Here is a 20381-nt window from a genome sequence, read left to right as displayed (position 1 = left end):
TGATGAATTGAGGTTTTACCATGTATACAAAATCGGGAATTCAGGCATATGCTCAGGTCGGCGTTGAATCGGCCGTTCTGAGTGCCAGCCCACATCAACTGGTTGTGCTTCTTTTTGATGGCGCATTAAGCGCCATGAAGAAAGCCATCATTTTGATTGAACAAGGTGATATTCCCGGTAAAGGGCAGGCCATAAGTAAAGCAATCAATATCATCAGTAACGGTTTGCAGTCAGGTCTAAACCATGAGATTGGTGGCGACCTGGCGGCAAATCTCGATAGTCTTTATGACTATATGACCAGGCGTCTTTTACAGGCTAATCTTCATAACGACATCAATGCCATTAATGAAGTAGTGGAGTTACTCAATAACATTGCTGATGCCTGGAAAGAGATAGGCCCTCATTCTCAAAACATGCGGGACAATTACTAATGGACGTCCATCTCGGCTTGCTCCAACATTATCAGCAGTTATTAACAACCAGTAACACGATGCTTGCTCTCACCCAGGCGGGGCGCTGGGATGAGCTTATCGCTTACGAAGTTGACTACCTGACATCAGTTGAAAAACTTACCATGTTTCAGGATGCCAGCGAAATTCCGCCGCATATTCAGGCGCAAATACGCCCTATTCTGAAAAAAATACTCGATAATGAAGTCGAGTTGAAAACCTTGCTGCACCAGCGTATGGAAGAGCTGAAAGCGCTGGTTGGACAGACGTCGAGACAACATAATCTGAACTCAACATATGGACGTTTATCAGGAAATGTTCTCTTTCCCTCAGATCTCTAGTCTGAATATGGTCTTTTGCGGATGAATATTATTTTGTGATTTCATCCGCGTTTTATCCCCATTTCGCCCATAATCACTGTGTTCTCAAAACGGAGCACGGACGATGAAAAACCCCACCCTGTTACAATGTTTTCACTGGTACTACCCTGCTGGCGGTGAATTGTGGCGAGAGGTCACGGCATTAGCCCCCAATCTTAACGAAATCGGCATCAATATGATCTGGCTGCCACCCGCTTATAAAGGCGCGTCTGGTGGGTATTCGGTTGGGTATGATTCTTACGACTTGTTCGATCTCGGTGAGTTTGACCAGAAAGGCAGCATCGCCACCAAATACGGCAACAAAGCTCAGTTGCTGGAAGCCATTGACGCGCTAAAAAGCAACGACATTGCCGTGCTGCTGGATGTGGTGGTGAATCACAAAATGGGGGCAGATGAGAAAGAGTCTGTCCGCGTTCAACGCGTTAACGAACAGGACCGCACGCAAATTGATGACGAGGTCATCGAGTGCGAAGCCTGGACCCGCTACACTTTCCCTGTTCGCGCCGGGCAATATTCGCAGTTTATCTGGGATTACAAATGTTTCAGCGGCGTCGACCATATTGAAAACCCCGCTGAAGACGGCATCTTTAAAATCGTCAACGACTACACCGGCGAAGGCTGGAACGATCAGGTTGATGATGAAATGGGTAATTTCGATTATCTGATGGGCGAAAATATCGACTTTCGCAATCACGCCGTCACCGAAGAGATCAAATACTGGGCCCGCTGGGTCATGGAACAGACGCGCTGCGACGGTTTTCGTCTGGACGCCGTTAAACATATTCCCGCCTGGTTTTACAAAGAGTGGATTGAACACGTACAGGAAGTCGCGGAGCAGCCACTGTTTATCGTGGCGGAATACTGGTCCCACGAAGTGGATAAGCTCCAGGCCTATATTGACCAGGTCGAGGGTAAAACGATGCTGTTTGACGCCCCCCTGCAGATGAAATTCCACGAAGCGTCACGTCAGGGACGGGATTACGACATGAGCCAAATCTTCACCGGTACGCTGGTGGAAGCCGATCCGTTTCATGCGGTAACCCTTGTGGCTAACCATGACACCCAACCTTTACAGGCCCTGGAAGCACCGGTCGAACCCTGGTTTAAACCCCTGGCTTATGCGTTGATCCTGCTACGGGAAAATGGTGTGCCGAGCGTCTTTTATCCCGATCTCTTCGGTGCCAGTTATGACAATACAGGGGGCGACGGTGAAATGTACCATATAGACATGCCGGTCATTGAGCAACTCCACGAATTGATCCTCGCTCGTCAGCGTTTTGCTCACGGCGTGCAGACGCTCTTTTTTGACCATCCAAACTGTATCGCCTTCAGCCGCAGCGGTACCGAGGACGATCCCGGCTGTGTGGTAGTGCTGTCAAATGGTGACGACGGTGAGAAAGTGATTTGTCTTGGAGAAAACTACGGTAATAAAACCTGGCGTGATTTCCTCGGCAATCGCGAAGAAACCATCACCACCGCGGCAGATGGCGAAGGGACCTTTACCTGTAATGGGGGGAGCGTCAGCATTTGGGTAATAGAGGAAGTGCTGTAGAAACAATGCCGGGTAAGCGTCTGCGCCACCCGGCAAAAATGGTTAAGGCGCCTTACTCTCCAGCGGATTTTTGCTCAGGTAATCAGCACACTCAACCGTAGGACGGTCGACTTTCTGCAGCTCCATCCCGTCGTACTCAAGCGTTAAACCATCGCGTTCCAGCGGATAGATATCCAGCTTGCGGGTCACGTTGTAATAACTGTCTGAACGCAGCATGATTTTACCCGGCACGGCAATCACGCGCTGCCACTGACGGCAGTCAAGCGTATCGCCCTCTTCCGTCACCACCAGCGTGGCAATCGCCTCCGGGCTGACCATTTTGCTCTGCGGCCCTTTTGACTGCCAGTATCCCGCCAGTTCCGCCGGAACAGGATGCTTGATCACTTCTTTATAGTTATCGACCTGAACGCACCCGGTCAGTGCCAGCAGCACACCAGCAATTGCTATTTTTTTCATCACCTTTCCTGCATTCGAAGAAAAAAATATTGTGGCATTAAAGCGCTAAGGCTGCCAGCGAAGATCGACAGGTCTTAAACCTGCATCCCCATCATATGAGGATGCATTTTTCATAATCGACAAAGATCGTCCAAGAGCGCACCAAATAACAGATGGTTAGAGTCGTAGAAAACACCAGTCGCCTAAGTTCACCTTAGAGCGAGTGATGTTTTGTGTCCCACCCATGCCCCATTAAACAATTCCCCTGTCATCACTTGCCCGGTTCAGTGTGTGCGTCAGAACGCCATGCACTGTCACATCGCTCAGAGCCTCTCCCTCGATCGCCTCACCCTCTTCCGTTATCAATGCCCGGCCATGCAGCTTCACGAACTGATTTCTGCCATCCATGGTTACCAGCAGCATATCGCCGTTGCCCGCTCTCATGGCCACGTTAATGACGGCCCACCCACATGACGTTTCTATCACCCGGCAGTTGCCGTCAATTCCACACAGAGAATCGATAGTCAGTGGTTGTTCAACATAGTCAGTAGCTGGCGAAACAAACCCCATCAGAATACCCTCCCCATGTTGCGTAAGATCCAGTATCGGTTTTCACTTTCGTCAGTAGTCTTATCAGCGAAGTCAGGCTGGTAACGCTCAATCCACTGGTTTGCATCGGTCTGGGTAAAGTGCCAATTCTTTTCGCGCAACTTCGCGATGAAGCTGTCTGTTCTGAGATAGCGATAACCTTTAGGGTTTAACTGTATGGCCTCAACGAATGCAGACCGTATCTCATACTGCCTCGGCATCATGCACCTCACATTTAACTGTATGCATATACAGTATCGTCAATATTGAGGGTCGATCAAGTGATCATCTGATGCTAAACTTCCGTCCTTTCAGAATTTACTGATTTTACTAATGAATTTTCAGGAATTTTAATGGAACCCAATAATTTCAGGTATGACATTAATGCCCTGAGGGCAATATCCGTTGTTATGGTTGTGCTTTACCACTTTAAAGTGCCTGGTTTTTCATCAGGTTTCATGGGTGTTGACATCTTCTTTGCTATATCCGGATACCTGATGACGGGGATCATAAGCAGGGGCATATCTGGTGACAACTTTAGCGTAATGGGCTTTTACTCCAGAAGATTCAACCGGCTTTACCCGGCGCTAGCCTTCATGATTGTTACGGTTATGGTGTTCGGTTACTACACTCTGACAACGGTTGACTATGCTCTGCTAGCCAAGAATTCATTGTCATCAGCATTTTTTGTTTCAAACATTAATTATTATTTTAATTCTGGATATTTCGATCAGTCTTCCCTTCTGAACTGGCTATTGCATACATGGTCACTTTCTGTTGAGTGGCAGTTTTATCTGGTATATCCGTTAATATTGCTGGCATGTAGTAAAACTATCAAAAGCATCCTGCCCGCAATCATCATAATGATGGCGGTTTCAATTTACTTTTCAGCAACCATGACATTCGATAATAAGGATGCCGGGTACTTTCTCCTGCATACCAGGGCATGGGAGATGCTTGCTGGAGGTGTGGCGTTCTTCATCAATGGATATGCGAGTCATAGATTTAAATACAAGAAGTTTGCCTCTTATTTTGGCTGGATGATAGTTTTGCTTTCACTAGCAATGATTCCTGAAAGAACAATGTGGCCAGGCTATATGGCAATCATTCCTGTATTTGGAGCTTGCGTCATTCTCTCTGTTAATGCAGACCATAAGTTTGCCTACAGGAATATTTTCACCAAAAAAATTGGCCTTTGGTCATATTCTATTTATCTATGGCATTGGCCGATAGTCGTTTATCTTTATTCCTCTGGAATTATTGGTGAAAGTAGTAATGTCGCCATTGGAATATCGCTATCTATTGCTTTCGGGTTCTTGTCATATAGATTCATAGAATCAAGCGAAATGCGGGAGATTTTATCTAAGGCCGGGATGTTATCAGTGCCATTAGTGGCTGCTGCGTGTATGGCAATAATTATTACTGATGGGCTGAAGTTCAGAATCGACGGAAAACTAAACAGTATCCTCTCGTATAAAATGAACTGGGAAGCCCAGCGAAACGGAACTTGCTTCCTTAATCCTGAGCAACGGGCCGACGCTTTTAAATCATGCCAAGATGACTTTACTGATAAATCTATGTTGGTATGGGGAGACTCTCATGCGGCACAGCTGATTCCAGGGCTTGAGAGAGTCAACGGTGGTGAACACGGAATCGCACAACGCACAGCCAGCATGTGCCCTCCTGTTATTGGAGTTGACTTCCACGATCGACCGTATTGCAGGTCTATTAATGACTATGTCCTTCAGGAGATAAAAGACAAAAAGCCAGCTAGTGTAATACTTGCCGCGTCCTGGACTGGGTATCTTAACAAGCCAATCGTAGGCCTTCTTGACAAGACAGTGAAAACGCTAAATTCGATCGGCGTGAAAAAGGTTTACATTATTGGACCGGTTCCTGTTTGGAAAGATGAATTGCCAAAATTAATGGAAATAAACGGGGAGTCTTCCGTTCCAATGTTAAGTCGAGATAATGTGGTTTACCACTCTTTCGCTACCGATGAAAAAATGAGGGCCTATTATGCTAATTCTACGGCTAAGTATATTTCATTAATTGATTCAATGTGTAATCAAGAAGGTTGCTACACTGTTCCAGATGGTTCTTCGTCAGCACCAATGCAATGGGATATCGGGCATCTTACAGAGCCGGGATCTTACTTTATATCTAAGATAATAACCAGAAGTATGAAATAGAACCACTGGCCGCATCCGTGCGGCCTTTTTGTTAGGTCTGAGATCCTATTACCGTACCATCAGTCCCGCTTGTTGGAGTCCCATTTTTTATCCTCAGCACTCCACTTCCATCAACCCATATATGATATGCACCCAATGTAATATGCTGACTGTTCCATGCACTACCAATACTACGAGCATGTCCGGTATTAATTGGCTCTGATGCGTGATATGCAGCAACTCTCCCGACCTTAATGGTGGTGGTTGATGCTGAGTACCCACTTCCTACAACTCGCAGGTTAGCAACAGTTGATCCTGCTGGGAGGGATATTGGGAATCGATAAAGTCGCCACTCTGTAGTTAGATTAAGAAATCTTCGGTGATACTTAATTGTGTCTGACTCTACAATCTCAATAGTTACACTTGCCATTGAGTTTTTATCCCCGCGAGCAAGTTCTACCTCAATCCATATGTTTCTGTTCACATCCCAACTTTGCAACGGATATGTAACCCGCCCATTATTTGATGAGAATACAATGGACGCTGCTTCGGATGGGATACCAATACTGTTATCAATTACAGTTTTCGTTGCTCCATTAACTGTTCCTGCTGCCGAGTTTAAAAGTGTCATCAGGTTTCGATAAGTGACACTGCTTTCACCTGGGAAGGTAGTACCACATGACATATTCAGGTAGTTCTTCTCGTCAACTACCCTTGTGGTAGCAGGGAAGTTTGTCACCTGGGAAACTGGTGCACCCACATAGTTAGTGGCAGTTGGAGCTAACCAATATCTTGTTGAGATAAGATTGTCACAGTCCTGCGGGTTAAAGTCCGCATAAGTCATCCCTCCACGATACTCAAGCATAAGCACGGGAAGGGTATTATCAACAACATCCTCGCATACCAACCCCTGAACGTGCGGAGTATATGACGCTATATAAGGTTGTGTGGCATTCGGCTCAAAGCGAATATTGTTCTTATCAAAAACCAACCCACGAACGAACCCAGTTGATTTGCTGGTCAGGTGACGCCTGTTTCCTCCCCACGTTCCACCAGTATTTTCATCTGCGATAAGAACATGGTACGTGTTGGTATTTACATTCTCAGCACCCCATTTGTTATTACGGAACACAACTGCTCGCCCGGCATTATCATTAGTTGATGGATTTGGAACAATCCAAACAGATGCGGATCCATCAACATTATTTCGACGGTATGTTCCGTTATCCGCAATAAGGATTGGCGTTGTTGGTCCGCGATATCCACCAGCATCTGCTGGGGCGATATTCAACTTAATCCCATAAGAATAAACACCCGTTCCTTCTGCCAGCCCAAATTCGCAGCCGACAATTTCTGAGTTGGCACACCACCCAGACATCATGATGCATATAGTTTGGTAGCCTGAGCGAGGGTAGAATTGCAGGTTTCTCATCTTCGTATTGGGCCAGTCTTGAGAGCTAAGACCTATCGCGCATTCCCTGAAGGCTGTGAGAAGTATGTTTTCAATAAGAGATAACTGGACCTGATTTTGAGCTGCTGATGTGAATTTCAACAACCCTAACCCACCGTACACCTTGAAGTCAGATACGTCTATTTGATATGGATTAACTGCTGAGTTTACAAAATACATATCGCCGTCAAGCCAAATTTCTACCGAAGATTTAGACTCACCCTTGATGGCAACGAATGGCACCTGGTTAACGGTATCGTTAAGATTGAGACCTGCGCCGCGATAAATATATCGACCAGCAGGAAAGTAGAGCTTAGGCCCGTTAATGCTAGCCCAATTAAGAATGCTTTCCCCGGTTGAGTGCTGAGGAAAATACTTGCTACCCTTAGAGGTTACAGCCAGCCATGCCGCTTCAATTGCGGCCGTATCGTCAGTAACCCCGTCACCTTTCGCCCCCCAATCCTTTACGTTTACATAGTCAGCGTTCACATCGTGCTGTGTGCGAAGAACAGTATTAGGGTATGGCTGCTTAACAGTAATTAGTGCATCGCCATTACCTGAAGCTGACGAGGCCAGCTCTTGGCGAAGAGTATCACCATCAATGAGTGCAAAATGAGTTACATCTGAAGCCCAACTGGTTGCATCCGTTCCAGTAGTAGTAAACGGAACGTCAGTAGCAGAATTCAGCTTCCAGTATTGTCCATCATATCGGATGTACTGATTTCTTGAAGTGAATGTCAGCGGGCCATCTTCATAGTCGCCAAGAAATTCGTAACCTGAACTTTCGAGAAACTCCTGGAACAGAGAATTCCACTCTTCCATTCTGGCATCAAAAAGCGCCTTCAGGCCTTCAATTGTGTAATGCTTCTGCCCGAACCTGTCGATGTACCACTCAGAAAAAGATGTAATAACTTCGTCAAATTTCCCTGCGTTGAACTTCAAATCACGTGGTGATTCGCTCGGTACAGCGTCTTGAGTAGGTTGCGTAGTCATATTGTTTCCATAAAAAAACCCGGCGCGGTGGCCGGGTATTGGTGATCGGTGAAGGTTATTATTCGTAAATGGCGTCGCTGTACTCTGCGACGGTCAGAGATACCGTGTTATCTGTGTTCGGCTTGATGCTGTTTACCGTCCATAGCTGACTGTCCAGCTCTTCAACTGTCGCGATGAGATAGCGAGACGGTAGCTGTACAGTGTCTCCGTTCCAGATGTTGAGCTGAATGTTGGGTATTGCCGCGGTGAATCCGTATTTCGTGTCGCTGCGCGCCGTAGCCGGATAGCGCAGTGTCGGGTTGCCCAGGTTGTCAGTAACCAGCACATACATCGATCCGGTAAACGTGATCGGCTCACTGGTATCGAAATCATTACCGGCGCGCCCGGTGATGTAACCCTGCTGCTGGTTGCTGTCGTAAACATCTGCTATCTGAACGACGCTACCGACCTGCATTATCCCGTCTTCAAATACCTTCGCGTTCATCTTCGTCCGCGAGTAAATCAGGCGCTTCGTTTCGCGCAGCGCACGCTCCCGCGCCTGGTATTCATTGCGGAAGCCGACGATCTCCAGCTTATTCGGGTTCTGCGCTTCCTGCTCAACGATGGCACCATTCAGTACACGGTAGTTGATATACGTCTTGTTGTTGGTTGTCGGGTGAACATAGGACACCTGCACACCGTCGTAACCTCCAGGAAGCGTGGCTTCGTACGTAATTTTGTACTCGTCCGTCTTCATGTTGGCGCGGTTGAACACTGACGCCGGGTGATTCACTTTCTGATCGCGGGTGAACGTCAACACCCCGTCATCCCAGTACGCCACCACAGACGCCGCATTACAGATCGCCTGCACACGGTCGCCCAACGAGTCGTTTTCGTCGTCAAACGTGTAGTCGAAGTAACCCAGGCGCTCATCCGGCAGGCTTTCGGCGATCGAGTACAGACCGTACAGGTCGATGCTGCTGACCGGTTGCTCACCCATCACAAGCCAGGTGTGCGCCACCGCATCAGCGAACGAGCGCGACGGCCGCAGTGTGTAATCTACGGTCTGCGTGTCAAGGTTGTACGTAATGGTGTGGCGGGTAACCAGGGCGTTGTATTTGCGGTCCCGGCTGCCCAGCGCGTTCTCTGTGGCCCTCACCTTCACGCGCACCAGCGTATCGGTTGGATGGACAACGTTTGTTCGCACATTTACGGCGTGGATTTCCTCAAGTTTGAGTATCGACGCATCACCAGAGTTATCGGTTCGTTGCAGGTTAATGGCATACTTCCCGAAGCCGCCAGTCGGCACTATCTTGTCGGTCCGGTAGAATGTCTCGCTGTCCTGTTTGTGCCAGGTTGTCTGCTGGAACACCAGAGTCTGCTGAGTGCCGGGGATCATGTTGTAGTCGTCATCAATTTTCCACAGCACTACCTTCCAGTTGGTCTGTTTCTTCGGGCCGAGGCTGCTTTGCGTGTGGACCCACAACTGCGTTGATTCGACAGGCGAGAAGAACGGGCCGACGACCAGCGCCTCGTTATCGTTCAGCACGAACTTGGTCGTATTGATAGTGGCGTTTGCCGGGATATCAGGCGGGCCATCCAGATCATCCATCGTGAATGTGTACCAGTGCACCGGGTTAATCACCGCGCCGTCGTTTGTCTCGACCGCAGATAACAGCGTCCCGGAGAACGTAGCATCTGTCGTAACTGAACCAGATGCAGTGGCGTAGGTGACGTTGATATCAAAGGTGACAGCATGAGGTAACACCAGGCCCATGAAATAGTCGAATTCGGCCTGCTTAACGATTTTCATCGCTATCTGGCCGCCAGAATATGTACCTGAAACCACTGTGGTTGCGGTTGCGGTCTCTACAGGGAAAGAATCCCCCTGGTTTGCCCCGGGAACCTCCTGCCCGTCGACGTCATCGAAGCTGTAACCCTCGTTAATCGTCGGAATGACCTCACCCGGCGGAATGAACTGATATTCAGCCCCAGCCATGCTGCCCAAGCTCGATTCGGAGTAACGAACGGACTCGTAGTCGTATTTGCCGATCCCGATGCACATCCACTCTGTGACATACTTTTTGCCACCGTCTTTGGTGCCGGTACTGATGTACTCGAAAAGCGACTCCTGGATCAGGTCAGGAAAAGACCGAACCTGGCCATATATATCCGGCTTGGCTTTATAGACGCGGGCGGTGTTGGTCTGTCCGGTCAGGCTGTTGTTCGGTGAATCGACGGTATTGCCGCCAGTGTTGGCGATGGCTGGCTTCGGAGCGAGAAACGAAAAGACAGAGCCCACAACCTTGAAAATCGGGCTCAGGATATCGCTGACTATGCCTTTGGGCTGGTCGAAAATCTGGACAGTGTCCAGCTCGCTCAGCTCAAACGCCAGCTCGTCATCGTCGCCAAGCCTAACGCCATTGCGGACGATCAGCAGGTCACGGTGAAAGGTAGCGTCATTGGCCGCCAGCCATTCATAAAAAAGGGTGCCGTTTGGCACCCTGCAACGCAGCTTAGGCGTTCCTGGAAAGTTCGATATCTCAACCAGCGCCATATTCGAAAAACTCCACTTTGGTAAATGCCCGCTGAATGACCAGCAACGAGTCCATGCGCACGCTTCCGTTCTCGCCGCGCGAGTGCAACGCCTGCCGGTTCAGTACCAGGCCAACGTGTGCAGGCTGCGCGCCGCGGTACCCGACAAATATCCCGCCATCGACCGGTTTGTCGACCTTGCGCCAGAAAACGACGTCACCCTGATAGCAGGTGAAGAAGTCAGCCCCGGCTTCGTAGTCCGGTGTCTGGTGCAGTTCAATTCCGAGAACGTGCCGGTAATACAGCACCACCAATGCCCAGCAATCCACCTTATCGAACGAACAGGCCCGGTTAGCCCAGGGCACGCCGATGAGACGCCGTATAAATTCATCTTTTGTCATGTTCGTGCCTTAGAGGTACTGGAGCCCAGTATATTCGCGGGGATCGTATAATTTGCCGATGTTGTTGTTCAGCGGGTTGGTGACGGACAGGGTTACTGACGCTGAATCGGCGTCGATGTCCACTGTCTTGACGTATAACTGCCAGGACTTAATCGGCACAGACACGTCGCCGCTGTCGAAGATCTGCCTGGTGGCTGCGATGGCCGTTAACCGGGCCGCTCCCTTCCATTTCTTCATCAGCGCTTTGATGTCCGACGACAGCCGCCCTAACTTCACCGTCGCGTCGATCACCGGCGTACCGCTCTGCTGGCTCTCTTCGATTTCAAAGCGCGCTGGCGTGTACGTCTGGCTGGAGAGCGTCTTCGGGAAGAACTGTTTATCGACAAGTCGGACATATCCAAAGGATGGATGGTAGAACGTGATGGTGTCGTACAGGCCGCGCGTCGGGCGCTGCTGCTTATACTCCCTGAAACTCGGCATTACGGCACCCTCGGCAGTGATTCTGGGTCTCTGTTGTCCGGATAACCCGTGACAACGATATCCAGCCATGAATCCCAAGGCGGCGGCAGTTCAACGATGATGTCGTCGAATTCATCGTCAGTGTTGTAGAGGTGGTTAGCGATAACGGTCCCCGCCCAGGTCACCACCCCGCCGTCGATACTGGTTTGCACCGGCATTTGCGTGAAGTGAAGCTCCTGCAACTGCAGGCCACTACCGCCAAGATTGATATTCATCCTGAACCAGTTCAGGCCCCGGTTGAGATAGTTCGGACTGCGCAGCCACTGCTGGAATGCGCGCTCCTGGTCCAGAGTGAAGATCCATGTCAGTGACCAGGTCACTTTCAGGTCGTCAGTAAGATTCTGGAAGATAGCCGGGCCGACCGCTGGCTGATCGGTCTGAAACCCGGTATCGAGCGTCATGTTTTTGCTGGCCTTCTGCGCCAGCGGCAGCCAGTCTGGATAGTCGATAATTGGCATCAGCCCTGCCCTCTTGGCGTGCGTTTAACGTTCATGTTGCTGGTTATGGCGTTACTGATTGGCCCGCCGTTGTTCAGGTCAGCGACGATTAAATCCACAGTCACGCCGCCATTGCCGTCAGAACTGGCCTGCGCATCTATTGATGAACCGTTATAGTTCTGAACATTTAAGACAACGTTGATGCCTCCCCCACCCTGCATATCCTTATTGCTGATCACCTTGCCGTTGTCGCCCGGTATCATGTACTGCTTACCGGTGCTGGCCTGGTAAATCTCAGGCATGCCACCTTCACCGACCTGGTACATTCCTCCCGCCGAAACAGGCCCGCCGTTCTTACGCTTTCCGGACAATGCCAGGATGCCAGCCATCGCGCCAAGGCCAATAGCTACTGCGCCACCGAATGAAGCCACGGATGACATGATGGCCGCCGGAGTCCATGCTGCAGTTGTGGCCGCCGCCGCAGCGGTAGAAGTAGCTGTCGTGGTTGCGATTCCTGCTGCCTGAGCAGTTGTAGATGCTGCAACCGCAGCAGTGGTGGCAGTTTGCCCCATGATTGCCGACTTCACCCACTCAACACCCATCTGAACGAAGGTGTTGATAAGGCTGTTCAGGACGGTATTGCCGATCGAGCGCAGAGCATCAGAAGCTGACATGCTCCCGGTGATGATGCCGGTTAAGGCATTAGAAGCATTACCGGCCAGTGCATCAAATGACGCCGCCAGCGCTTCATTGCCTGCGCTCTGGTTGCGGAAGATCTCCCACTGTGCAGCGATGCGTGCCTGCTCGTACTCTCTGTCAGCAGTAGCGCGCAACATAAGCGCGTTCTGGTGAGTGATAATCCCCTGCTGCTCGTATGCCTGAATAAGCGCGAGTTTACGGGCATTTTCATTCGCCAGTTGCTGCACCGGATCCACGCCACCAGCGGCTTCCTGCTGTGGGCTTACAGCCTGATCGGCACGTATTTTCGCAAGGTTGGCCTGGTGGGTTGCTTCCAGTCTCTCAGATGTCTGATTAAACTGCTCCTGACTAATTTTCTTCGCAGCCAAAGCAGTATTCAGATCCTCAACATCCTGCTTATAGCTGGCGTTTTCGCGCGCTTCTGGCAGGAGCTTCTCGGCTGCCGCCTGCGCCTTAATGGCGTTGGCCGTGTCCCATTTTTTGGCAGCATACTGACCGGCAAGTGCTATCTGCTCTTTGGTGGCACCTTTCCCGAGTGACTGCTGAGCATTCAGAACAGCTTGCGCACGAGACAACTCACCCAAGCTTCCTGCGGAAAGTTGCGCCTTCTGTCTAAGCTCTTCCAGCTTTTCGTTAACGGTCTGCTGCGCCTTAGCATATTTTTCTGCTTCCTTTTCGGCCTGAGTCTTTTTCTTTTTTCCTGTACCAGCAACAGCCTTTATCTCGATCGGCTTCGTATTGGCAGCAGTTTGTGATGCTTTGGATACAGCAGCCAAATCACCAACCAGCATGGCAGCTTTATTGCTTAACCCAGCAAGCGCTTTGTTTTGTGCCTCCCATCCGTCAAGCCCTAGCCATGACCAGGTGCGGGCCCGGCGCGTAAACATTTCTGCGGTGCTGTTCAGATCAGATATCTGTGCATCGGCAGATATTGCCTTCCCGGCCAGCCTGTCGAGAGCAGATGTCAATGAATCAATCACGGCGACCATGCCAGAGCTTGCACCAGTAGCCTGGTTAACAGAGTCGATCATTGACAGGAATGAGTTGGTAAGCGCGGTATTGGCCTGGGAAAGCGTACGCGGGAGTTTCTCGAACTCAGCGTTCACCGATCCTGCCTGTTTCTGAATAGCGTTGAGGGCATCTTGTGCCGTCAGTTTGCCATCCAGCATCAGCTGACGCAGTTCACCGATACTTACGCCCATCCCCGCGGCAATCTGGCGCGCAAGTTCCGGCATTTGCTCAAGGATGGAGTTGAATTCCTCCGCACGGATAGTACCTGATGAAATTGACTGGCCGAACTGACGAAGAGCATTCGCCATTTCTTCGGATGAGGATCCGCCGATGCGCCCAATTTTCTGAAGAGTCTCGGTGAGCTGAATGATCTGGCCGTTCGTCGCCCCAGTATCGCGCAACGCCGTGCTGAGAGTCTCCCACAACTTCGCTGTATCCTGTAGCGACCCACCCGTTGCCGAGCTTATTCGCATCAGATTCTGCATCGTCTGCGATGCCGCTGCAGCGCTACCGGTAAGACGCTCAATGCGCGCGTTGAGTTGACTCATGTTGTCAGCAGCAACAAGAAACGCCTTACCCCAATCAACAACGAGTGACGCCGCAATAGCACCGGCCACGCGGTTGATGTTCGTCTGCAACTCATCCATCTTTTTGGCTGCATTGGTCGCCGAGTTGCCGATGGAGTCGAGCGACTTATTGGCCTTTCCCTGCGCCTTCAGCAAGCCAGAAACATCGGCCTCGATGTCGTAATAAATCTCGCCTGCTTTTTCAGACATCACTTTTCTCCGGGCATAAAAAAACCCACAGAGAGGTGGGTTAGTTATTCGTGTCGTTTATTGGCATCGTTCGGTGTAGGCTGGCGGTGGCGGCGTGTCGCGCGAACTCAGGAAATATTCGCCAAGCGTGTAATCGACGCCTTTCGAGAACATACCTTTCGATTTCATTTTCAACTCAACGAAGAATGGGTGAAACCCTGCATAGGCCCCAAAACCGTTCTTGCCGTTAATTTCCCCGCAAACTATAGCAAAGACCCGGCCCTCGTCAGCATCCATCATTTTTGCAACTTTCACGTTGCGGAATTGCGCACTGCTTGGATCAAGCAGGTTTGCTGATACTTCAGATTGCGCCAGAGAAATAGCCTTTTCCTCGCCAGGCTTACAGCCAGCCAGAACCAGTGGAATTGCCAAAGCCAACAGTATTTTCTTCACTCTTATCCCCTGAGTTTTATTGTCGAGCCATAGTACGCCCGGTCAGGCGATACGGTACATTCATTATTAACTCAGGCCGCTTTCTTTGCTGATTTTTCGCGCTCAATCATTTCCTGCCAGCGGCGATCGTCATCGTCCATAACAGCGTCGTACTCTTCCCTGGTGAAGCCTTTCTGGTCAGGGTATTTGGCGTTAAGCATCATGGCAAATTCGGTCATGGTAAGGTTTTCAGCCTCTTCCCTGCTGATCCCGAAATGGTTTCTCGCTGCCATGATGTATTCAGTCGCATGAAACTCCGGCGTCGTTTCCTTGCTTTCGTGCTTCTGCAGTTTTCGAACCCTGGCCCGACCGATAATGCCATGCATGATTAGAGACTGAGCTATCAGAATCAGGTTCTCCGGCGGCAACGCGCCGCGGTGCCATACGAATGTGCGCCTGCCAGTACGTGAAGGCTCATGCCATCCTGTCAGTTCAGAAACGTCTTCGTCACAGCAGGACTGAATGACGTTAATGGCCGAGAGCAATGCTTCGCGTACAAAAGCTGCGGAACATGCCGCATCTAACGCCCATCTCGGCAGGGAAACATCACCGAAATAGTGGGCGTAGAACTTGCGTTGATGCTCAGGTATAGCGCTATGAATTTCTCTGGCCGCTTCAAGCATCTTTGCCACATCGTCATTGAACAGCGCATAGAAAGTGCGGACGATATGCTCTGGCTCTCCGATCCGCGTCATGTTACGGAACGATGGCCGGAAGAAGTATTCCCGCTCGCCAGCACCAATCAGGCACTCGCCAATCTCTTTCAAAGGTGTCATATCGTTCTCCATAACCAGTATCAAGGGCAGCACGCCGCCCTTTGTAGTGATTACGGCGCGGCTGTCACGGTAACAGCGCAGGTGTCGGTGAAGTCTCCGTCTGCGGTTGTAGCAGTAATAGTCGCAGTGCCAGCGGAGACGGCCGTTACAAGGCCGGTTGAACTGACTGTTGCGATAGATGCCGCCGAAGTCGTCCAGGTGATCGCCTTGTTAGTCGCATCGGTTGGCTGAACTGCACCGCTCAGCTGCTGGGTTGCGCCAACGACCAGAGATGCAGTTGCAGGGGTAACTTCAACGCCAGTGGCCGCGATGGAATCAGCGACTTCAAACACGACAGTGTCGGCGTCGTAGACCTTCCACTCTCCGGAGAAGGTGGAGATATCGTTGGTACCGAAGTCACCAGACCATGACGTGGTGTTCATGTAGCCCTGGATGTAAGTACCGGCATTCTCGCCCGCGAAGTCGAAACGCACCCATAGATTAGGCTGACGGCCCGCCTGAACTTCGTCAAAGATGTACTTCGACATTCGCCACGCGCCGATCTCGTTATCTTTATCTGACTTGCGAAACTCCCCCTCGCCAGAGAAAGTCAGATCCATGTTGTTGACCAGGTTCTCCACCAGCCCTTTAGCATCATCTGCATCAGAGTTGATGGTATTCATCGAATAGTCGATGCCCTTGGTCGTCATAGCGCCGAGACGCTTCCACTCGGAAAGCGCTGGCACTGCGTCGGGGCAGCCAAAGGCCATGCGTAGCACAGCTACTTTCCCGATCAGCTTGCCAAAATCATTAGCACAGCCTTGCATGTGTACCTCTCAAATAAAAAAGGCCGCCGGATGGCAGCCTGATGGGTTGGTGATGGGGTTATTCGCCGTAAACGCACATGAACTGGAGTCTGAAGACCAGGCGGCCCTCTTCGGTCAGGATAGGTGCTGGCATATTGCCGAGGTTTTGAATAAGGCCAAGGCATTCGTCGTTAATGTCGTTCTGTTCGACATAATTGATGATTTCCTGAGCCTTCTCAGCGGCTGCCCGGCGTTTATCCTTGGCGGAGATGATATCCACCAGCACGTAGTGGTCAGACCCGAGGTCATTTCTGATGTCGGTACCGCCATTAGGACGGAACACGATGAATGCGTCCGTTAACTTCGTTGTGTCGTCCCATGCCAGCAACTGAACAATGAAGCCAGTGGTAAGCCCGGCATCAACGAAGTAGTTACGCACGCGCTCATACATGGAAGGTGTCATACTGAAAGCTCCTTGCGCATCACGGCATCAATCTGGCTGCGGGTGTCTTCAAAGCCTTTGGTGAGGAACTCTTTCTGCGCTGTGGCACGGCGGAATGTTTGCGGCACATTCGGGTCGTGAACGAAAACAGCGTAATTCGCCGTGTACCCCACACGCCCTGTCAGCCGAACGCCGTTGTTTATCAACTCCCGATACTGGCTATTCAACAGCGTTGAAGTGTCGATCGGCGTATAAAGCGCGGCCTGGGAGCTGCCGATTATCATTGCTGACTGAAGCGCCCGGACAACCTTTCGGCCTTTCACGTCGTTGATGATGCGGTTGAGCCCGGCTTTCGACTGCTTAACGCCGCGCACTTTGATGCCCATGGCTACACTCCCGTAATTATCGCCCAGTCATCTTCCAGGCCGTCGAGAGTGTCGTTCCAGCGCGTCACGTGACGCACCTCATCGGCACCGGCCACGACCGGGTCTGGTTCAGTGCTCACACCAATAAGAATGTAATCGCCCTCATCCGCCAGAGCGTAAGCCGTGAAAAAGGTGTTTTTTACGACAACTTCTTTACCGATGGAGCCGAGCTTTGCAGACAGGCCGCCGATGTAGTCGCACATGATGGTTTCAGGCAGTTCGTATGGGTCGACAGGATCGCCCCACTCGTCATTGCCACCTGCACCCTTGCGCCATATCGTGCACGGCTTGTTGTAAGACCATGAGGCAGTAGACGACATCAGCCCTCCTTCCAGCGCAGCACCTTCGCGCCAGTCGCCCGGATGCGCGGGCAGTTGATGAACCACTCGCCGTCCGATTTAACGTAACCGGTAGTCTCCCGCCCCGTGTCGGTCATCACCCAGACGCGGGTGAATGAACGCGGTAGGCCGTGCTTAACTGATTTGTACGTCATCAGCAACCACCTACCACCATGAACAGACCTACGCTGTTACCGGCGCTGATCGGCAATTCACCAGTGCAGCCGCTGGTGTCGAGCCGGGCCAGCGAGTCGCGCAGCCAGGTGATGCTGTCGTCACCGTACTCAAACGAGCGTGACGCGCCAGACGGTGCACCCTGCGATTTGATGCGGCGAGCGCCGGACGACGTAGCCATGAGCGCCGCGGCATACATCAGGATCAGCTTCGCGGTGCAATCGTCATATCCCGCACCATCGAGGCACGGGATAATCTTATTCACCACGCAGAGAATCGGATCCAGCAGCGCGCCCGGGATGGAGTAACCCAATTCACCGAGGAACGCCTGCACGTCTGCCGCTGTGATTGGGTCAGCCATGGTTATTTCGCCTTTTTCTTCAGCTCGTCGATTTGTTTCTGAGCCTCGTCGAGGTCAGCCTGCAGCTTTGCGTTATCAGCGGTCAGCGACTCAACTTTGCCATTGGCCTCGTCGAGGTCAGCCTGCAGCTTTTGCACGTCGGCAGGTGTGGCCACTTCCAGGACCTGGTCGCTTACCGGGATCGCTTTGCCAGCCAGCCACAGCGGGAGAGTCTCACCTTTGTAGACTTCACCCTTTTTCAGTTCGTGGCTGTCGTGAGTGAGCAACCATTTTTGTTCTTTACCAGCCATACGGCCTCCGTAAAAAGATGGGGCCGAAGCCCCATGAATTATGCTTTGGTCAGCTGGACGTAACCGGCCTGGCCATTAGCGTCGTGTTTGAACTGCGGCGCTGCGGCGGCCAGCACGGAGAAGACATAGTCATCTTCCGGGTTCTGACGCGCTTTAGGGCGCATGGTCATCGGCATGCCATTGAGGATCTGCACAACGTCAGGGCGCTTAACCACACCCAGCAGCTCATCGGCAGGAACCTTCGAAGCAGGTACCAGAGCCGCAACACCAGGGATTTCCATGATGCGAGCCAGGATAGTCTTCGGATAGTTTGCCGCGTAGTCGTTCACTGACGCGTAGAACCAGTCTTTGTAGTTCAGGTAGATGGTCACCGGCGCATAGTAGTTTTCGGTATGCAGCAGGTTAATCAGGTTGGAGATGGCTGCGACCCATTGCGCACCGGTAGCGCCATTCAGGGTCAGGCCGTGGGTGCCGGTACCGCGATTTGGCGCGGTGCGCAGGCCGTAAATGGTCGCGCCTCCGACGTTGATGTTTGGATCGCCGTTCAGCACCATATCTTCCAGCTTCTCAGCCACTTTGCGCTGATGGTTGGAGATGGCGTCGCTGTCCAGAGAGTAGCCTTCAGTCTGCGCGGCCAGCATCTGGCGCCAGCCGAAAGAAAGCTCGCTATCAATGATAGGCAGTGGCGTGCCTTCATAATCCATGACCGGCTGATCGGTCTTGGCTTTTCCGCGACCATCCAGGCTGATATTCACATCACCTGAATCGGACAGGGTCATGAAGTAGTGAACGATTTTGCCGAGCGCCATAGGACGGGAAACGCTGGCAGCCAGGTCGTTAAACACTGACAGCACGTCGCGCTGAACGGTAATCGCAGAGCGGTCCCATTCGCCCCAGACATCTTTCGGCAGCACGGAGGCGTTACCGACGAGCTCATCAAACGCAATGAACTGACCGCCTGCGTCGTTGACTGCAAAGCCATGCTGTGCAGCCATATTGCGCTGCATCATGTCCCAGCGACGGCGGGCATTAAGAATCAGCTTCTGCTGCTGTGGAGTAAACTTTAACATTCTTGTTTTCCTTATGCCTTGGCGTACGGAGTGGAGAGGATCACCACGTCGGCGAAACCTTCCGCCGCCAGAGTGCGCCCTGCTTTTTCGTCGAACGTTGCGACGACCTGGTTGCCGGTTGCGGCCGCTTTGAATACACCACCAGCACCAACTGTGAGCTCCTGGCCAACGGTATAAGCTGCCGCCGCCAGGCGAACGTTATATTCCTGCTCACCTTCAACGCGGTAAGCCACGCCGGTTTCGTTCGCTGCGTATGCAGTGGTGATGGCCTGCCCGATGAAACGACGGTTGCCGAGAATGAGCCAGCGACCTGTGGTATCAGTCGCTACAGCCAACTTCCCGGAAGCGACCTTCACCGCAACGCCTGGGTTTAGCGCTGCCGCAACTGGCAGGTTGATGGTTTCTGGCTCGCGTTCAACCGGGCCACGATAGATAACGTTAGCGACCATTATTTTTTCTCCTGATCCATGCCAGCGTTGAGGTCGTAGTCCTTCCACTGGTCGTTTTCAGCATTCACCTGATGGAATGACGGGTTAAGTCCAGTACTGGTCTGGCACTGCGAATACATGTCGTTCAGCGCATCGCCAGCCAGAGAGTTGATCGCAGCTTCAGTCATGAACGGGAATTTCGCCTTGACCGCTTCACGCTTGGTTTTGAGGTCTTGCTCAGCGTTCGCCTGTAACTGAGATTTCAGCGTGCCGATCTCGTCGGTCAGCGGTTTAAGTGCCAGGTTTACTGCCGCAGTAATCGCGTCAGCGTTAATCTGAGCCTGGGCCTGGCCGCCGCCTTCTTTCTTTTGCATCTGCTGGTTGTAGGCATCCCAGACCTGATCGTCGGTCAGCCCCTCGGTTTTAACGCCTGCGGCATTGAGCGC

General features: G+C 51.6%; 24 protein-coding genes and 1 pseudogene. 4 read left to right on the top strand and 21 right to left on the bottom strand.

What is annotated here, in order from left to right:
* The first annotated feature begins 20 nt into the window (after positions 1–20).
* The 3 genes from fliS (at position 21) to amyA (ending at position 2381) form a co-directional block, all read left to right on the top strand.
* Positions 21–431, top strand: coding sequence for a flagellar export chaperone FliS (gene fliS / locus V6E55_RS00125; protein ID WP_021241380.1), 411 nt, complete (start codon positions 21–23; stop codon positions 429–431).
* A complete protein-coding gene (fliT, locus tag V6E55_RS00120; protein WP_316941896.1) occupies positions 431–790 on the top strand; it encodes a flagella biosynthesis regulatory protein FliT in 360 nt (119 codons plus the stop codon). The genes fliS and fliT overlap by 1 nt, the downstream gene beginning before the upstream one ends.
* A 103-nt stretch (positions 791–893) precedes the next feature.
* On the top strand, positions 894–2381 hold the full coding sequence (amyA, locus tag V6E55_RS00115; RefSeq protein WP_316941895.1) for an alpha-amylase: 1488 nt from the start codon (positions 894–896) through the stop codon (positions 2379–2381).
* Between the two features lie 42 nt (positions 2382–2423).
* On the opposite strand, the gene yedD is transcribed toward amyA, so the two are convergent.
* From yedD to V6E55_RS00100, 3 genes are all read right to left on the bottom strand, one after another.
* Positions 2424–2837: a lipoprotein YedD gene (gene yedD / locus V6E55_RS00110; protein ID WP_114979708.1), complete on the bottom strand. Its 414-nt coding sequence runs from the start codon at positions 2835–2837 to the stop codon at positions 2424–2426.
* Positions 2838–3068: 231 nt separating this feature from the next.
* Positions 3069–3386 carry a hypothetical protein gene (locus V6E55_RS00105; RefSeq protein ID WP_316941894.1) on the bottom strand — a complete coding sequence of 106 codons (318 nt, stop codon included), beginning with the start codon at positions 3384–3386 and terminating at the stop codon, positions 3069–3071.
* Complete coding sequence (locus V6E55_RS00100) at positions 3386–3625, bottom strand: hypothetical protein (protein WP_316942035.1); 240 nt, start codon at positions 3623–3625, stop codon at positions 3386–3388. Before V6E55_RS00100 ends, V6E55_RS00105 begins: the two co-directional genes overlap by 1 nt.
* A 132-nt stretch (positions 3626–3757) precedes the next feature.
* Between V6E55_RS00100 and V6E55_RS00095 the strand changes: the two genes are divergently transcribed.
* Positions 3758–5596, top strand: coding sequence for an SGNH hydrolase domain-containing protein (locus tag V6E55_RS00095; protein ID WP_316941893.1), 1839 nt, complete (start codon positions 3758–3760; stop codon positions 5594–5596).
* Between the two features lie 31 nt (positions 5597–5627).
* Here V6E55_RS00095 and V6E55_RS00090 read toward each other — a convergent pair whose 3' ends face one another.
* The 18 genes and pseudogenes from V6E55_RS00090 to V6E55_RS00005 all read right to left on the bottom strand — a co-directional run.
* The gene (locus V6E55_RS00090) at positions 5628–8018 is read right to left on the bottom strand and encodes a glycosyl hydrolase family 28-related protein (protein ID WP_316941892.1); all 2391 of its coding nucleotides are present in this window, start codon (positions 8016–8018) and stop codon (positions 5628–5630) included.
* Between the two features lie 58 nt (positions 8019–8076).
* On the bottom strand, positions 8077–10554 hold the full coding sequence (locus V6E55_RS00085; protein ID WP_316941891.1) for a host specificity factor TipJ family phage tail protein: 2478 nt from the start codon (positions 10552–10554) through the stop codon (positions 8077–8079).
* Entirely contained in the window at positions 10541–10933 is a 393-nt protein-coding gene (locus V6E55_RS00080) for an NlpC/P60 family protein (RefSeq protein ID WP_316941890.1), read from the bottom strand. Before V6E55_RS00080 ends, V6E55_RS00085 begins: the two co-directional genes overlap by 14 nt.
* A gap of 9 nt (positions 10934–10942) precedes the next feature.
* On the bottom strand, positions 10943–11413 hold the full coding sequence (locus tag V6E55_RS00075; protein WP_316941889.1) for a hypothetical protein: 471 nt from the start codon (positions 11411–11413) through the stop codon (positions 10943–10945).
* A complete protein-coding gene (locus V6E55_RS00070) occupies positions 11413–11910 on the bottom strand; it encodes a hypothetical protein (RefSeq protein ID WP_316941888.1) in 498 nt (165 codons plus the stop codon). The genes V6E55_RS00075 and V6E55_RS00070 overlap by 1 nt, the downstream gene beginning before the upstream one ends.
* Positions 11910–14375 carry a tape measure protein gene (locus V6E55_RS00065; RefSeq protein WP_316941887.1) on the bottom strand — a complete coding sequence of 822 codons (2466 nt, stop codon included), beginning with the start codon at positions 14373–14375 and terminating at the stop codon, positions 11910–11912. Before V6E55_RS00065 ends, V6E55_RS00070 begins: the two co-directional genes overlap by 1 nt.
* 57 nt (positions 14376–14432) lie before the next feature.
* Positions 14433–14807: a hypothetical protein gene (locus tag V6E55_RS00060; protein ID WP_316941886.1), complete on the bottom strand. Its 375-nt coding sequence runs from the start codon at positions 14805–14807 to the stop codon at positions 14433–14435.
* Positions 14808–14878: 71 nt separating this feature from the next.
* Positions 14879–15622, bottom strand: a complete 744-nt coding sequence (locus V6E55_RS00055) for a DUF6246 family protein (RefSeq protein ID WP_316941885.1) — start codon at positions 15620–15622, stop codon at positions 14879–14881.
* A gap of 50 nt (positions 15623–15672) precedes the next feature.
* On the bottom strand, positions 15673–16428 hold the full coding sequence (locus V6E55_RS00050) for an Ig-like domain-containing protein (protein WP_316941884.1): 756 nt from the start codon (positions 16426–16428) through the stop codon (positions 15673–15675).
* A gap of 58 nt (positions 16429–16486) precedes the next feature.
* A complete protein-coding gene (locus V6E55_RS00045) occupies positions 16487–16870 on the bottom strand; it encodes a phage tail termination protein (protein ID WP_316941883.1) in 384 nt (127 codons plus the stop codon).
* Complete coding sequence (locus V6E55_RS00040) at positions 16867–17235, bottom strand: hypothetical protein (RefSeq protein WP_014883994.1); 369 nt, start codon at positions 17233–17235, stop codon at positions 16867–16869. Before V6E55_RS00040 ends, V6E55_RS00045 begins: the two co-directional genes overlap by 4 nt.
* A gap of 2 nt (positions 17236–17237) precedes the next feature.
* A complete protein-coding gene (locus V6E55_RS00035) occupies positions 17238–17594 on the bottom strand; it encodes a hypothetical protein (RefSeq protein ID WP_316941882.1) in 357 nt (118 codons plus the stop codon).
* Positions 17594–17767 carry a hypothetical protein gene (locus tag V6E55_RS00030; protein WP_006820518.1) on the bottom strand — a complete coding sequence of 58 codons (174 nt, stop codon included), beginning with the start codon at positions 17765–17767 and terminating at the stop codon, positions 17594–17596. Before V6E55_RS00030 ends, V6E55_RS00035 begins: the two co-directional genes overlap by 1 nt.
* Entirely contained in the window at positions 17767–18147 is a 381-nt protein-coding gene (locus tag V6E55_RS00025) for a DUF7370 family protein (protein ID WP_033817218.1), read from the bottom strand. The genes V6E55_RS00030 and V6E55_RS00025 overlap by 1 nt, the downstream gene beginning before the upstream one ends.
* A gap of 2 nt (positions 18148–18149) precedes the next feature.
* Entirely contained in the window at positions 18150–18437 is a 288-nt protein-coding gene (locus tag V6E55_RS00020; RefSeq protein WP_039266645.1) for a hypothetical protein, read from the bottom strand.
* A gap of 38 nt (positions 18438–18475) precedes the next feature.
* Positions 18476–19507 (bottom strand): major capsid protein, encoded by a 1032-nt coding sequence (locus V6E55_RS00015; RefSeq protein WP_316941881.1) that lies wholly within the window; start codon positions 19505–19507, stop codon positions 18476–18478.
* Positions 19508–19518: 11 nt separating this feature from the next.
* A complete protein-coding gene (locus V6E55_RS00010; RefSeq protein WP_199557631.1) occupies positions 19519–19956 on the bottom strand; it encodes a hypothetical protein in 438 nt (145 codons plus the stop codon).
* Positions 19956–20381, bottom strand: a pseudogene (locus tag V6E55_RS00005) (DUF2213 domain-containing protein); the annotation flags it as partial. The gene V6E55_RS00010 and the pseudogene V6E55_RS00005, both read right to left, overlap by 1 nt.

This window comes from Enterobacter sp. 342, assembly GCF_036663495.1.
Lineage (GTDB): Bacteria > Pseudomonadota > Gammaproteobacteria > Enterobacterales > Enterobacteriaceae > Enterobacter.
This window is presented reverse-complemented; position numbering and strand designations above follow the sequence as displayed.

What these genes read in the sequence shown, in the direction of transcription:
- V6E55_RS00025 (WP_033817218.1), bottom strand. Translation starts at nt 18,147, where the DNA reads ATGGCTGACCCAATCACAGCGGCAGACGTGCAGGCGTTCCTCGGTGAA.
- V6E55_RS00080 (WP_316941890.1), bottom strand. Translation starts at nt 10,933, where the DNA reads ATGACAAAAGATGAATTTATACGGCGTCTCATCGGCGTGCCCTGGGCT.
- V6E55_RS00075 (WP_316941889.1), bottom strand. Translation starts at nt 11,413, where the DNA reads ATGCCGAGTTTCAGGGAGTATAAGCAGCAGCGCCCGACGCGCGGCCTG.
- V6E55_RS00100 (WP_316942035.1), bottom strand. Translation starts at nt 3,625, where the DNA reads ATGCCGAGGCAGTATGAGATACGGTCTGCATTCGTTGAGGCCATACAG.
- V6E55_RS00095 (WP_316941893.1), top strand. Translation starts at nt 3,758, where the DNA reads ATGGAACCCAATAATTTCAGGTATGACATTAATGCCCTGAGGGCAATA.
- V6E55_RS00055 (WP_316941885.1), bottom strand. Translation starts at nt 15,622, where the DNA reads ATGACACCTTTGAAAGAGATTGGCGAGTGCCTGATTGGTGCTGGCGAG.
- V6E55_RS00015 (WP_316941881.1), bottom strand. Translation starts at nt 19,507, where the DNA reads ATGTTAAAGTTTACTCCACAGCAGCAGAAGCTGATTCTTAATGCCCGC.
- V6E55_RS00040 (WP_014883994.1), bottom strand. Translation starts at nt 17,235, where the DNA reads ATGGGCATCAAAGTGCGCGGCGTTAAGCAGTCGAAAGCCGGGCTCAAC.
- V6E55_RS00030 (WP_006820518.1), bottom strand. Translation starts at nt 17,767, where the DNA reads ATGACGTACAAATCAGTTAAGCACGGCCTACCGCGTTCATTCACCCGC.
- V6E55_RS00070 (WP_316941888.1), bottom strand. Translation starts at nt 11,910, where the DNA reads ATGCCAATTATCGACTATCCAGACTGGCTGCCGCTGGCGCAGAAGGCC.
- amyA (WP_316941895.1), top strand. Translation starts at nt 894, where the DNA reads ATGAAAAACCCCACCCTGTTACAATGTTTTCACTGGTACTACCCTGCT.
- V6E55_RS00050 (WP_316941884.1), bottom strand. Translation starts at nt 16,428, where the DNA reads ATGCAAGGCTGTGCTAATGATTTTGGCAAGCTGATCGGGAAAGTAGCT.
- V6E55_RS00045 (WP_316941883.1), bottom strand. Translation starts at nt 16,870, where the DNA reads ATGACACCTTCCATGTATGAGCGCGTGCGTAACTACTTCGTTGATGCC.
- V6E55_RS00035 (WP_316941882.1), bottom strand. Translation starts at nt 17,594, where the DNA reads ATGTCGTCTACTGCCTCATGGTCTTACAACAAGCCGTGCACGATATGG.
- fliT (WP_316941896.1), top strand. Translation starts at nt 431, where the DNA reads ATGGACGTCCATCTCGGCTTGCTCCAACATTATCAGCAGTTATTAACA.
- V6E55_RS00105 (WP_316941894.1), bottom strand. Translation starts at nt 3,386, where the DNA reads ATGGGGTTTGTTTCGCCAGCTACTGACTATGTTGAACAACCACTGACT.
- V6E55_RS00090 (WP_316941892.1), bottom strand. Translation starts at nt 8,018, where the DNA reads ATGACTACGCAACCTACTCAAGACGCTGTACCGAGCGAATCACCACGT.
- yedD (WP_114979708.1), bottom strand. Translation starts at nt 2,837, where the DNA reads ATGAAAAAAATAGCAATTGCTGGTGTGCTGCTGGCACTGACCGGGTGC.
- V6E55_RS00020 (WP_039266645.1), bottom strand. Translation starts at nt 18,437, where the DNA reads ATGGCTGGTAAAGAACAAAAATGGTTGCTCACTCACGACAGCCACGAA.
- V6E55_RS00085 (WP_316941891.1), bottom strand. Translation starts at nt 10,554, where the DNA reads ATGGCGCTGGTTGAGATATCGAACTTTCCAGGAACGCCTAAGCTGCGT.
- V6E55_RS00065 (WP_316941887.1), bottom strand. Translation starts at nt 14,375, where the DNA reads ATGTCTGAAAAAGCAGGCGAGATTTATTACGACATCGAGGCCGATGTT.
- V6E55_RS00010 (WP_199557631.1), bottom strand. Translation starts at nt 19,956, where the DNA reads ATGGTCGCTAACGTTATCTATCGTGGCCCGGTTGAACGCGAGCCAGAA.
- fliS (WP_021241380.1), top strand. Translation starts at nt 21, where the DNA reads ATGTATACAAAATCGGGAATTCAGGCATATGCTCAGGTCGGCGTTGAA.